Below are 12,866 nucleotides of genomic sequence, written 5' to 3' on the forward strand. Positions count from 1 at the left end.
CAATGAGTGCGTTAGGGATAGCAGCGGCCGTAAAAGGACGGCAACTGCATAAATTCGGCGGCAGCAGCCTGGCAGATGTGAAATGTTATCAGCGTGTCGCTGGCATCATGGCGAATTACAGTCAGGCTGGCGACTTGATGGTGGTCTCGGCGGCAGGCAGCACCACCAACCAGTTAATTAGCTGGTTGACCCTCAGCCAGTCGGACCGGATTTCCGCCCATCAGGTACAGCAGTCGCTGCGCCGTTATCAAAGTGAACTGATTTCCGGTTTGCTGCCAGCTGAAACGGCGGCACCGCTGATTAATGAATTCATTCGCGATCTGGAACGCCTGGCGGCGTTGCTGGATGGCAAAATGACCGATGCCACCTATGCCGAAGTGGTGGGGCACGGTGAAATCTGGTCGGCACGGCTGATGGCGGCGGTGCTGAACCAGAAAAACCTGTCTGCGGCCTGGCTGGATGCGCGAACCTTCCTGCGTACCGAACGGGCAGCACAGCCGCAGGTCGATGAAGGTCGCTCCTGGCCATTGTTGCAGCAATTACTGACCCAGCATGCCGGACAGCGGCTGGTCATCACCGGGTTTATCAGTAGCAACGAGGCCGGTGAAACCGTGCTGCTGGGGCGCAACGGCAGTGACTATTCCGCCACGCAAATTGGTGCGCTGGCGGGTGTTGATCGCGTGACTATCTGGAGCGACGTGGCCGGTGTGTACAGCGCTGACCCACGCAAAGTCAAAGATGCGTGCTTGCTGCCGCTGCTGCGGCTGGATGAAGCCAGCGAGCTGGCTCGTCTGGCTGCACCGGTACTGCATGCCCGTACCCTGCAACCGGTTTCCGGTAGTGATATCGACCTGCAATTGCGCTGTAGCTACCAGCCAGAGCAAGGGTCGACCCGTATTGAGCGGGTGCTGGCTTCCGGCACCGGTGCCAAGATTGTCACCAGCCATGATGACGTGTGCCTGATTGAGATTGGCGTACCGGCGGATCACGATTTTGCCCGTATGTACAAAGACGTCGAGCAACTGTTGCAGAAAGCACAAATTCGGCCGCTGGCGTTGGGCGTACATCAGGACCGTAATCTGCTGCAATTGTGCTACACCTCGGAAGTGGTGGGCAGTGCCTGGCAAGTGCTGGAACAGGCGGCGTTGCCGGTATCGCTACACCTGCGTGAAGGACTGGCGTTGGTCGCGTTGGTGGGGGCTGGTGTGTGTCGTAACCCGCTGCACAGCCACCGTTTCTACCAGCAACTGCGTGACCAGCCGATCGAGTTCGTCTGGCAGGCGGAAGACGATATCAGTCTGGTGGCGGTACTGCGTGTCGGGCCGACCGAGCATCTGGTTCGTGGTCTGCATCACTCGCTGTTTCGGGCGGAAAAGCGCATCGGTCTGGTACTGTTTGGCAAAGGCAACATCGGTTCTCGTTGGCTGGAGCTGTTCGCCCGTGAACAAAGTCTGATTTCGGCGCGTACTGGTTTTGAATTCACCCTGGCGGGGGTGGTGGACAGTTCCCGCAGCCTGCTGAATTACGAGGGGCTGGACGCCAGCCGCGTACTGGCTTTCTTTGGCGATGAAGCACAGGAACGTGATGATGACGAATTGTTCCTGTGGATGCGCGCTCACCCTTATGATGATCTGGTGGTGTTGGATGTCACCGCGAGCCAGTCGGTCGCTGACCTTTATCTGGATTTCGCCAGCTACGGTTTCCATGTGATTAGCGCCAATAAACTGGCGGGTGCATCCGGCGGCGATAATTATCGTCAGATTCGCGATGCCTTCGCGAAAACCGGGCGTCACTGGTTGTATAACGCGACGGTTGGTGCCGGGTTGCCGGTGAACTATGCGGTGCGTGATCTGCGTGAAAGCGGTGACAGCATTCTGGCTATTAGCGGTATTTTCTCCGGCACGCTGTCATGGCTATTCCTGCAGTTTGACGGCACGGTACCGTTCACCGAACTGGTGGATCAGGCCTGGCAGCAGGGGTTGACCGAGCCGGATCCGCGCGTTGATCTTTCCGGGCAGGATGTGATGCGCAAGCTGGTTATTCTGGCGCGCGAAGCCGGTTATGAGATAGAGCCTAATCAGGTGCGGGTGGAATCACTGGTGCCTGCCGGGTGTGAGAATGTCTCAGTAGATCAGTTCTTTGAAGATGGCGAACCGCTGAATCAGCAGATGCTGCAGCGACTGGAAGCCGCTAATGAGATGGGGCTGGTGCTGCGCTATGTCGCCCGTTTTGATAGTAACGGTAAAGCGCGTGTCGGCGTGGAAGCGGTGCGGGCGGATCATCCGCTGGCGGCGTTGTTGCCATGTGATAACGTATTTGCCATCGAAAGCCGCTGGTATCGTGACAACCCGCTGGTGATCCGTGGTCCGGGCGCTGGCCGCGATGTGACCGCAGGGGCCATTCAGTCGGATCTCAATCGTCTGGCACAACTGCTGTGACCGGTGGGGTACGACCCATTTGCGATGCCCGATAGCCTTACCCAGTAAACCGAGAAGCCTGCGACCGCAGGCTTTTTTTATGCGATTGGTCTGCGCAGTGGCAAAGCGAGCGATTGTTGCCAATACTGAAAACGAATTCCTTATTTTTTATACGTGTTTGCAGGCGTGTTCGGCCTGTCGTAAAGACCGCCTGACTTGCCGTGCGTGGTCATGAATTTTCTTCATGTTGCGTGAGTAAACATCAGCATTCATCACGTTGAAATGCGTTGACTCTTTAATCGGATTCGGTCATTTTCTATATAGACGTCTAAACGTATAGACGTTTGTAGAAAATAACGATGATAATGGCTAATCGAGGTAAGGATATGAGCTTTTTCCACGCGAACCATCAGGAAGCGCTGAACCAGAATCTGGCGGAATTACAGGGCCGGATTAACGTTTCCTTTGAGTTTTTCCCACCGCGTACCAGCGAGATGGAAGAAACGCTGTGGAACTCGATTGACCGCCTCAGCAGTCTGAAACCTAAATTCGTGTCGGTCACTTACGGTGCCAATTCCGGTGAGCGTGACCGCACCCACAGTATTATCAAAGGCATCAAGGAACGTACCGGTCTGGAAGCAGCGCCACACCTGACTTGTATCGATGCTTCCCGTGACGAGCTGAAAGCCATCGCCCAGGATTACTGGCAAAGTGGTATCCGCCACATTGTTGCCCTGCGTGGTGACTTACCGTTGGGAGGTGGAAAGCCGGATATGTATGCCGCTGATCTGGTGACCTTGCTTAAAGAGGTCGGTGATTTTGATATTTCGGTCGCGGCTTATCCTGAAGTACACCCGGAAGCGAAAAGCGCACAGGCAGACCTGATCAACCTAAAACGGAAGATTGATGCCGGTGCCAGCCGCGCTATCACGCAGTTCTTCTTTGATGTGGAAAGTTATCTGCGTTTTCGTGACCGTTGCGTGACGACGGGTATTGATGTGGAAATCGTCCCCGGTATTTTGCCTGTGTCGAACTTCAAGCAGTTGCAGCGTTTCGCCACCATGACCAATGTACGGGTACCAAACTGGATGACGGCGATGTTTGAAGGGCTGGATAACGACCCGGAAACCCGCAAGATGGTGGGGGCTTCCATTGCGATGGATATGGTGAAAATCCTCAGCCGTGAAGGGGTGAAGGACTTCCATTTCTACACCCTGAACCGTGCCGAATTGAGTTACGCCATTTGTCATACCTTGGGGGTACGCCCGATAGCGTCTGCCTGATATTTTTGCTGAGCATGACAAAACGCCCGTCTGGAGAGCACCAGACGGGCGTTTGTGTTTTGGGTGCTAAGCGCATCGAATAAAAAAAAGGGCGGGCCGAAGCCCGCCAAAGTTTCGTTGGCTTATAAAACTTATATCGTCAGGTAAAACTTATATCGTCAGGAAGGTTTCAAGTTCTTCGCTGCCGCCGATATGACGACCGCCGATAAACACCTGGGGTACGGTACTGCGCCCGGTCACGGCCCGCAGGCTTACTGTGGTCGCATCTTTACCCAACATGATTTCTTCATATTGAAGACCGCGATCCTGCAATAACTGCTTGGCCTTGGCGCAGAACGGACAGCCTGGCTTGGTGAACAGTGAAACAGACTCCTGAACCTTATAGTGTGGAGCGAGGTACTTCAGCATGGTGTCGGCGTCGGAAACTTCAAACGGGTCGCCTGGCTTGTTGGGTTCAACAAACATTTTCTCTACCACGCCGTGACGAACCAGCATGGAGTAGCGCCAGGATCGGGGGCCAAAGCCCAGTTCCGCTTTTTCGACCAGCATGGACATGGCGCGGGTAAATTCGCCATTACCATCGGGAATAAAGGTAATATTTTCTGCGTTTTGATCTGCTTTCCAGGCGTTCATGACAAACGTGTCGTTCACGGATACGCACAGAATGGCGTCAACGCCAAACTGCTTGAATACTTCAGCCAACTCGTTATAGCGTGGCAAATGACTGGAAGAGCAGGTGGGTGTAAAAGCCCCTGGTAAAGAGAATACGACGACGGTTTTATTGTTAAAGAGTTCTTCGCTAGTCACATCAACCCATTGATCTCCCTGCCGAGTATGGAAAATGACTGACGGAATTTTTTTGCCTTCTTGGCTTACAAACATAGTGTCGTCTCTACTGGTCGAAAAGTTCTGTCTGGCTGAATCCATTACTGAGCAGGACTCGGTTCGTTAGGGGTATTATTCACTATTAAATGTTGATAGGACTAATCGTTCATTGCTATCCTATCTATCGCTAGGGACTATCATGTTTAGGGGAGTCAGGGCATGAATATTCGGGATTTAGAGTATCTGGTGGCGCTGGCGGAGCACCGCCATTTTCGACGCGCAGCAGATTCCTGCCATGTCAGCCAGCCCACACTCAGTGGCCAGATTCGTAAGTTGGAAGACGAACTGGGGGTGATGTTGCTGGAGAGAACCAGTCGCAAGGTGCTGTTTACTCAGGCGGGGTTGTTGCTGGTGGAACAAGCCAGAACAGTGCTGCGTGAAGTGAAGGTGCTAAAAGAAATGGCCAGCCAGCAGGGGGAAACCATGTCCGGCCCGCTGCATATCGGCTTGATCCCGACTGTCGGCCCCTATCTGTTGCCCCAGATTATCCCAATGTTGCACCGTACTTTCCCGAAGTTGGAAATGTATTTGCATGAAGCTCAGACACACCAATTGCTGGCACAACTCGACAGCGGCAAGCTGGATTGCGTCATTTTGGCGATGGTAAAAGAGTCGGAAGCCTTCATCGAAGTGCCGTTGTTTGATGAGCCGATGAAGCTGGCGATTTATCAGGATCACCCCTGGGCGAATCGCGAGCGAGTGGCGATGTCAGATTTATCGGGTGAGAAACTGCTGATGCTGGAAGACGGGCATTGCCTGCGCGATCAGGCGATGGGTTTCTGTTTTCAGGCTGGAGCGGATGAAGACACCCATTTCCGGGCAACCAGTCTGGAGACACTGCGTAACATGGTAGCGGCGGGCAGCGGTATTACGTTACTGCCCTCGCTGGCGGTGCCGCAGGAACGGATTCGCGATGGCGTATGCTACCTGCCTTGTTACAAGCCGGAGCCCAAACGCACCATCGCGCTGGTGTACCGTCCTGGCTCGCCGCTGCGCGGTCGTTATGAGCAACTGGCTGAGTCGGTGCGTGAGCACATGCAACTCCACATGGAGCAACTGGCGCAACAGTCGGCCTAATCAGCCAGTGGTCTGGCTCAGCGTTTCCGGCTTGAGTAAAAACCGGTTATCAAAATAACCGGTTTAAGCCGTTTAATGCAGCGACCCGATAGGCTTCCGCCATCGTTGGGTAGTTAAAGGTGGTATTCACGAAGTACTCTATCGTGTTGCCTTCCCCTTTCTGTTCCATAATCGCCTGACCGATGTGAATAATTTCGGCCGCCCGCTCGCCAAAGCAGTGGATGCCGAGAATCTGCTTGGTATCGCGGTGGAACAGAATTTTCAGACTGCCGACATTCATGCCCACAATTTGTGCCCGCGCCAGGTGTTTGAACTGCGCGCGACCCACTTCATACGGCACTTTCATCGCCGTCAGTTCCTGCTCGGTTTTACCGACGGAGCTGATCTCTGGAATGGTATAAATACCGGTAGGAATGTCCTCGATCAGATGAGCGATAGCCTCGCCTTTGGTGATGGCTTGCGCCGCGATGCGGCCCTGATCATAGGCGGCTGATGCCAGACTGGGGTAGCCAATCACATCACCCACGGCGTAGATATGAGCCTGAGCCGTCTGGTACATACTGTTGACCTTCAACTGACCACGACTGTCGGTTTCCAGCCCGATAGTGTCCAGCCCCAGGTTTTCGGTATTGCCGGTCCGCCCGTTGGCATAAAGCAGGCAGTCTGCTTTCATTTTTTTGCCGGATTTCAGGTGAATGATGACGCCATCATCCAACCCTTCAATACGCTCGAATTCCTCGTTATGACGAATGACGATGCCGCTATTCCAGAAATGGTAGGACAGTGCGTCGGACATCTCCTGATCGAGAAACGCCAGCAGACGGTCACGGGTATTGACCAGATCGACTTTGACGTTTAACCCCCGGAATATTGAGGCATATTCACAGCCGATAACCCCTGCACCGTAGATGATCACATGCTTGGGTTCATAATCCAGATCGAGAATGGAATCGCTGTCGTAGATATGGGGATGGTCGAAATCCACGCCAGCGGGATGATAAGGGCGTGAGCCGGTGGCGATAATAATATTCGCGGCGGTCAGCGTGTCGTGAGTGTCATCTGGATAATACACCGCGATGGTATGCGCATCGATAAACCGTGCTTCGCCGGAAAATATTTCGCAGTGATTGCGCTCGTAGAAGCCCTGACGCATACGGGTTTGCTGGCCAATGACGCTGTCAGCATGACGCAGGATATCGGAGAATGAGGAACTGATGACGCGGGCGTTGTCGCTATACAGAGGGTTTTGATTGAATTCGATGATACGGCTGACGGCGTGTCGCAGGGATTTAGACGGGATGGTGCCCCAGTGGGTACAGCCACCGCCGACATTGTAATGCCGCTCTATCACGGCAATTTTCGCCCCTTGTTTGGCAAGCCCCATGGCCGCCCCTTCACCACCCGGACCTGAACCAATCACGATGGCATCGTAATCGTATTGCTGTTGTATGGACATGGTAGGAACCACCTGTTTTTATACAAGTTACTAACGCTATTGTAACATCGTCGGAGTGATAACCCAATCATCCCTGATATTTGTATGGAAACCTAGGATCACATTTTTACTATGACAAACTTTGGCGCAGTATGTAGCAAGTAAAGTTGTTATAGTGCTGCCCTTGACGTAAGGAGAGCCGATGACTGCAGGCAGGATAATGGGTGTCAGAGCACAACAAAAAGAACGAACTCGCCGTTCCCTGATTGAGGCTGCTTTTAGCCAGTTAAGCGCTGAACGCAGTTTCGCCAGCCTGAGTTTGCGTGAAGTTGCTCGTGAAGCGGGCATTGCCCCGACGTCGTTTTATCGCCATTTTCGTGATGTCGATGAATTGGGGTTGACCATGGTGGATGAAAGCGGGCTGATGCTACGTCAACTGATGCGGCAGGCTCGTCAACGCATTGTCAGAAGCGGCGGCAGTGTGATCAGAACGTCTGTTTCCACATTTATGGAGTTCATTGGCGACAATCCCAATGCGTTCCGGCTGCTCTTGCGGGAACGCTCCGGTACATCAGCCGCGTTCCGTGCTGCCGTGGCACGCGAAATTCAACATTTTATCGCTGAACTGGCCGACTATCTTGAAGTCGAAAATCATATTCCACGCAGCTTCGCCGAAGCACAGTCAGAAGCGATGGTGACTATCGTATTCAGCGCGGGTGCCGAAGCGCTGGATGTGGATCTTGAACAACGGCGTCAACTGGAAGAACGGTTAGTATTACAGTTGCGCATGATTGCCAAAGGCGCCTATTACTGGTATCGCAAAGAGCAGGGTAAGGGTGTTTACCTACCCTGAGGGATAATCAGAGGACATGTTATGACAGAGCAGATAAATTCAGAGAAAAGTACGTTGGTGCTGGCGGTGGTCGCTGGTTTGTCCGCGAACGGTTCCTTTATCACCGTGTTCAGTTCTATCGTGCCGTTTTCCATTTTTCCGTTGATAGCGCTGGTGCTGTCGGTGTACTGCCTGCATCAGCGTTATATGCATCATGCTATGCCAAAAGGCACGCCACTTCTGGCTGCGAGCTGTTTCCTGTTCGGTTTGTTGCTTTACAGTGCGATTGTACGAGCCGAGTACCCGCAGATAGGTTCCAATTTTGTGCCGTCTATCCTTTGCGTCGTACTGGCGCTGTGGCTGGTCGTCAAACTGCGGGCTCGCAAGCCCGATAGTCATGACATCAACACGCCTTAACTCGCTTTACCTGCTGAGTTTCGCTTACTACAGGTCGTGTTACTGGCGTTTTTCCAGTAACACGCCACATTCCATGTGATGGGTATAAGGGAACTGGTCAAACAGCGCCAACTGGCTTATCTGGTGCGTTTGACTCAGTGTTTCCAGATTGGCACACAGGGTTTCCGGGTTGCAGGAAATATAGAGAATGCGTGGGTATGCCTGTACCAGTTTTACGGTCTCGTTATCCAGACCGCTGCGTGGTGGGTCGACAAAAATCGTTTCACAACGATAGCTCGTCAGGTCAATGCCTTGCAGACGATTAAACTGGCGCACCCCCGTCATGGCTTGGGTGAATTCTTCTGCCGCCATGCGAATAATCTGCACGTTATCAATCTGGTTAGCGGCAATATTATATTGCGCTGCCGCGACTGACGGTTTGGCTATCTCCGTTGCCAGCACCCGCTCGAAATTGCGTGCCAGCGCCAGTGAGAAATTGCCGTTGCCACAATACAACTCTAACAAATCGCCTGTCGCGCCTTGCGTGACGGATAACGCCCATTCCAGCATTTGAATATTCATCATGGCGTTAGGCTGGGTGAAGCTGTTTTCCACCTGACGATAAATCATCTGTCGGCCTGCGACCGGCAGACATTCATCCACGTAATCCCGGTCCAGACAAATTTTGGTTTTCGTTGCGCGACCAATCAGCTGTAGAGCAAAACCCTGTGCGCGTAGTTCATCGCACAAGAGACGAGCTTGTTGTTGCCACTCGGCATCCAGTGCTTTGTGGTAAAGCAAGGATACGGCTATCTCGCCACTTAGCGTGGAGAGATAGTCAATCTGGAATAGCTTGCGCCGTAGCACCGGTTCGGCGCGTAGTGCGTTAAGCAGCACGGGCATCAGGCGGTTAATCAGCTCGCTGGCAGCCGGAAATTGATCGACCCTGATCCGTTGTTTGGTCTGCTGATCAAACATAATGTGGTAGAGATCATCGCCATCATGCCAGATCCGAAACTCTGCTCGCATCCGGTAGTGGCTGACCGGCGAACGGAATACAACCGGTGCCGGCGCATCGAATGGTGCCATCATGGCACCAAGACGCCCGGTTTTTTCTTCAAGCTGGGCGTCATATTGGTCGATGGGCAGAATCTCTGGCGTCATGATGGTCTCATCTGAAAAAGCGGCTGGAATAATGTTGCTACGTGACAGATAGCAGTCAGGGCGCGATTGTAGGGCATCCGGAGGGGATGTCCAGTCTTGCTGTACGGATTCGCTTATCTAAAAATGGAAGTCTAGACATCTACCTGCCCCGATCGTAGCATGAGCATCCGGTCTTGCCTCGCAAGTGAAAAGGGAATCCAGTGTGAGTCTGGAGCTGACGCGCAGCGGTAAGGGGAATGGGCAACGATAATAGGTATAGACACTGTCCTGACGGATGGGAAGTCATCGTTGCCGCGCCAGTTAATGGCTGCACCCAAGCCCGAAGACCTGCCGGAATACGTCGCACTATTTCATGGTCATCGCGTGCTATCGATCGTGAGGATGCGGCATCCTGCCAATTCAGTTTGGATGCTTCTTAACATGCTTAATAAAAAAATAACGATGCTGGCGGCGACGGTAGCCACGGCTTTTTCCGGATGGGCGCAGGGTAGCGACAACACACAACAAGACAGCAATAGTGATGCAATGGTGGTGACCGCCAACCGTTTCCCCCAACCGATTTCCACCGTGTTGGCCCCCACGACGGTAGTGACGCGTGATGATATTGACCGCTGGCAGTCAAAAAGCCTGACCGATGTTATGCGTCGGTTGCCGGGGGTAGATATCGGACAGAATGGTGGTCGTGGTCAGTTGGCTTCCGTATTTGTCAGGGGAACCGAATCCCGTCATATCTTGGTATTGATTGATGGTATTCGTATGGCATCGCCAGGTGTTACGGGAACGACAGATTTTAGCCAGATTCCAATGTCTATCATTCAACGTATTGAGTATATCCGCGGAGCACGTTCTGCTGTTTATGGCTCTGAAGCTATAGGTGGTGTTATCAACATCATTACTACGCGTACTCAGGATGGTGGTGTATTAAACGCAGGATATGGTTCACATGCTTATCAGCAGTATGATGGTTCAATCAAACAGCATATTGGTGCCAATACAGATATCAGTCTTGCTGGTGGTTATGAAGGCACGCATGGATTTAATGTTTACCCCGACTCAGCTATTGCTGGTGATGATCAAAAAGATGGCTACAGAAGTAAGACATTCTGGGGCATGGTCGAGCATCAGTTCAGTTCTCAGGTAAATGGTTTTATTCGTAATTATGGTTACGATAATCTCACTGACTATAATAAAATTTTTAGCGATACAAGCAGTAATCGCAGATACCTGAATAGCCGTAGTTACGATACTGGGCTGCAATTTCAACAGGGTATTTATGCTGGACAACTGATTGCCAGTTATCAAACATATGACGATCAAAACTATAATGACGAGCTTGGTCGTTACTCCAGCGCTGTGACGAGAATTAATCAGCGGAGTCTGCAATGGGGAAATGTATTTTCGGTTGGGCAAGGCAGTGTTAGCTCGGGGGTAGACTGGCGTGATGAAAGAGCTGCTGCTGGCGGTGCTTCGGCTATGTCAGAAAGTCAAAGCCGCTCAAACACAGGATTATATCTGACAGCTCAGCAGCGTATAGGGCAATTTACCTTAGAAGGTGCTGTCCGGGGGGATGATAATCAGCAATATGGCCGCCACGGTACATGGCAGACAGCTGCTGGTTGGGAGTTTATTGATGGATACCGCCTGACGGGGTCTTATGGTACAGCGTTTAAAGCTCCGACTTTCAGCCAGATCTACAATACAGATTATAGTGTCGGTAATAGCTCACTGAAGCCAGAAGAAAGTAAGCAGTGGGAATTTGGGCTTGAAGGACTCACTGGCCCCGTTAATTGGCGTACATCAGCATATCGTAACGACATTGATAATTTGATTGATTACGATGGTGCGTCTAATCCGTTATCCCCTTCTTATTACAACGTTAGTAAAGCGTTAATCAAAGGTGTTGAATTTACGGCGTCTTATGACACCGGTCCTGTCACGCATCATATGACTTTAGAATATCTGGATGCCCGGAATGAGGAAACGCAGGCTGTTCTGGTGCGTAGGGCTCATAAGAAAGCGAAATATTCTGTAGATGTGACCTTGGCAGATGTGGACTGGTCGCTTGTATGGATTTATCAAGGAGCTCGTGCGGATAAAAAATACAATGAGTTTCCCTCCGAACCGGTAAAGCTCGGTGGGTATAGCACATGGGATTTATCCGCTGCATATCCTGTCACCTCACATCTGACAGTTCGTGCTAGAATAGCCAACCTGTTTGATAAGAATTATGAGACGGTATATGGCTACCGAACTGCAGGGCGAGAATACTATCTCACCGGAAGCTATAGTTTCTGATTTACCCAACCGCCCGACGGTCCTGGTGTTTGATTCTGGGGTGGGCGGTTTGTCCGTTTATGATGAAGTTCGCAAATTGCTGCCGGACTTACATTATATTTATGCATTCGATAATGAGGCTTTTCCCTATGGGGAAAAGCCTGAGCAATTCATTATCGAGCGTGTGCTCTCTATTGTCGAAGCAGTAGAGAAGCAGCATCCATTATCTCTGGTGATTATCGCCTGTAATACTGCCAGCACGATTTCACTGCCCGCATTGCGCACACGTTTTGATTTCCCGGTCGTTGGGGTGGTCCCTGCGGTTAAACCTGCGGCAAAACTCACCCGAAACGGCGTGGTTGGCCTATTGGCAACCCGGGCGACGGTTCAGCGCTCTTACACTCATGAACTGATTTCACGTTTCGCCCATGACTGCCAGATTTTGCTATTGGGTTCTGCTGAGTTGGTTGAGTTTGCCGAGGCGAAATTACAAGGTGAATCGGTATCTGAGGATGCATTACGCAAAATTCTGCGCCCGTGGCTGAAATTGCCAGAGCCGCCGGATACGGTTGTATTAGGATGCACGCATTTCCCGTTGCTGACCGAAGAGCTACAGCAGGTACTACCTGATGGTACACGGTTGGTTGATTCTGGCTCGGCAATTGCGCGTAGAACCGCATGGCTGATAGACCATTTGGATAACCCTAAATGTTCAACGGAGAAAAATCTGGCTTATTGTTTGTCGATCACGCCTAAAGTGGCGGCGCTTTGGCCAGTTTTACGCCGTTATGGCTTTCATTCACTCGAAAAATTGCTATTAAACACAGCGGGTGAGTGAATATTGAGCGGTCGAGATTATTTTTGAAATTAGTGCTTGTCAGGCCGGAATAACTCCCTATAATGCGCCTCCACTGACACGGCAACGGCGAAACGCCAGCGCAGTTTCAGTAAGAAATCAGGCGCATATCGCTTGACTTCTTGTCGGGAAAGCATAATATATGCGACCCGCGGCCACTGTAAGTGGCGCTGCTCTTTAACAATCAATCAGACAATCTGTGTGGGCACTCGCAGGACACTTCACTAAAATATTTAGTGAAAGTCTT

The 12,866-nt window shown here is 51.9% G+C and carries 10 protein-coding genes and 1 riboswitch; of the genes, 7 read left to right on the plus strand and 3 right to left on the minus strand.

What is annotated here, in order from left to right; genetic code table 11:
- Window positions 1-2: 2 nt before the first annotated feature.
- Both FAZ14_RS17810 and metF read left to right on the plus strand, forming a co-directional pair.
- Window positions 3-2,438, plus strand: coding sequence for a bifunctional aspartate kinase/homoserine dehydrogenase II (locus tag FAZ14_RS17810; protein WP_153508965.1), 2,436 nt, complete (start codon window positions 3-5; stop codon window positions 2,436-2,438).
- Between the two features lie 365 nt (window positions 2,439-2,803).
- On the plus strand, window positions 2,804-3,700 hold the full coding sequence (gene metF, locus FAZ14_RS17815) for a methylenetetrahydrofolate reductase (protein ID WP_016942849.1): 897 nt from the start codon (window positions 2,804-2,806) through the stop codon (window positions 3,698-3,700).
- Window positions 3,701-3,850: 150 nt separating this feature from the next.
- Here the strand turns inward: metF and FAZ14_RS17820 are convergent, their stop codons facing one another.
- The gene (locus tag FAZ14_RS17820; RefSeq protein ID WP_016942850.1) at window positions 3,851-4,582 is read right to left on the minus strand and encodes a glutathione peroxidase; all 732 of its coding nucleotides are present in this window, start codon (window positions 4,580-4,582) and stop codon (window positions 3,851-3,853) included.
- Window positions 4,583-4,744: 162 nt separating this feature from the next.
- Between FAZ14_RS17820 and oxyR the strand changes: the two genes are divergently transcribed.
- A complete protein-coding gene (gene oxyR, locus FAZ14_RS17825; RefSeq protein WP_016942851.1) occupies window positions 4,745-5,662 on the plus strand; it encodes a DNA-binding transcriptional regulator OxyR in 918 nt (305 codons plus the stop codon).
- Between the two features lie 49 nt (window positions 5,663-5,711).
- Here oxyR and sthA read toward each other — a convergent pair whose 3' ends face one another.
- Window positions 5,712-7,112, minus strand: coding sequence for a Si-specific NAD(P)(+) transhydrogenase (gene sthA, locus FAZ14_RS17830; RefSeq protein WP_029456516.1), 1,401 nt, complete (start codon window positions 7,110-7,112; stop codon window positions 5,712-5,714).
- 205 nt (window positions 7,113-7,317) lie between these two features.
- Here sthA and fabR point away from each other — a divergent pair, with 205 nt between their 5' ends.
- Complete coding sequence (gene fabR, locus FAZ14_RS17835) at window positions 7,318-7,950, plus strand: HTH-type transcriptional repressor FabR (RefSeq protein ID WP_016942852.1); 633 nt, start codon at window positions 7,318-7,320, stop codon at window positions 7,948-7,950.
- 21 nt (window positions 7,951-7,971) lie between these two features.
- Window positions 7,972-8,346: a YijD family membrane protein gene (locus FAZ14_RS17840; protein WP_038925724.1), complete on the plus strand. Its 375-nt coding sequence runs from the start codon at window positions 7,972-7,974 to the stop codon at window positions 8,344-8,346.
- A gap of 39 nt (window positions 8,347-8,385) precedes the next feature.
- Here the strand turns inward: FAZ14_RS17840 and trmA are convergent, their stop codons facing one another.
- Window positions 8,386-9,489, minus strand: a complete 1,104-nt coding sequence (gene trmA / locus FAZ14_RS17845; protein ID WP_038925725.1) for a tRNA (uridine(54)-C5)-methyltransferase TrmA — start codon at window positions 9,487-9,489, stop codon at window positions 8,386-8,388.
- 153 nt (window positions 9,490-9,642) lie between these two features.
- Window positions 9,643-9,838: riboswitch (cobalamin riboswitch) on the plus strand.
- A 71-nt stretch (window positions 9,839-9,909) separates the two neighbouring features.
- Between trmA and btuB the strand changes: the two genes are divergently transcribed.
- Window positions 9,910-11,784, plus strand: coding sequence for a TonB-dependent vitamin B12 receptor BtuB (gene btuB, locus FAZ14_RS17850; protein ID WP_153508966.1), 1,875 nt, complete (start codon window positions 9,910-9,912; stop codon window positions 11,782-11,784).
- On the plus strand, window positions 11,729-12,601 hold the full coding sequence (gene murI / locus FAZ14_RS17855; protein WP_016942856.1) for a glutamate racemase: 873 nt from the start codon (window positions 11,729-11,731) through the stop codon (window positions 12,599-12,601). The genes btuB and murI overlap by 56 nt, the downstream gene beginning before the upstream one ends.
- The last annotated feature ends 265 nt before the right edge of the window (window positions 12,602-12,866 follow it).

The sequence above is a fragment of the Dickeya oryzae genome (assembly GCF_009372235.1).
Classification (GTDB): domain Bacteria; phylum Pseudomonadota; class Gammaproteobacteria; order Enterobacterales; family Enterobacteriaceae; genus Dickeya; species Dickeya oryzae.

Bases quoted from the DNA above. Each gene is read 5' to 3' on its own strand.
- oxyR (WP_016942851.1), top strand. From the start codon at position 4,745: ATGAATATTCGGGATTTAGAGTATCTGGTGGCGCTGGCGGAGCACCGC.
- murI (WP_016942856.1), top strand. From the start codon at position 11,729: ATGGCTACCGAACTGCAGGGCGAGAATACTATCTCACCGGAAGCTATA.
- fabR (WP_016942852.1), top strand. From the start codon at position 7,318: ATGGGTGTCAGAGCACAACAAAAAGAACGAACTCGCCGTTCCCTGATT.
- metF (WP_016942849.1), top strand. From the start codon at position 2,804: ATGAGCTTTTTCCACGCGAACCATCAGGAAGCGCTGAACCAGAATCTG.
- FAZ14_RS17820 (WP_016942850.1), bottom strand. From the start codon at position 4,582: ATGTTTGTAAGCCAAGAAGGCAAAAAAATTCCGTCAGTCATTTTCCAT.
- btuB (WP_153508966.1), top strand. From the start codon at position 9,910: ATGCTTAATAAAAAAATAACGATGCTGGCGGCGACGGTAGCCACGGCT.
- trmA (WP_038925725.1), bottom strand. From the start codon at position 9,489: ATGACGCCAGAGATTCTGCCCATCGACCAATATGACGCCCAGCTTGAA.
- FAZ14_RS17810 (WP_153508965.1), top strand. From the start codon at position 3: ATGAGTGCGTTAGGGATAGCAGCGGCCGTAAAAGGACGGCAACTGCAT.
- FAZ14_RS17840 (WP_038925724.1), top strand. From the start codon at position 7,972: ATGACAGAGCAGATAAATTCAGAGAAAAGTACGTTGGTGCTGGCGGTG.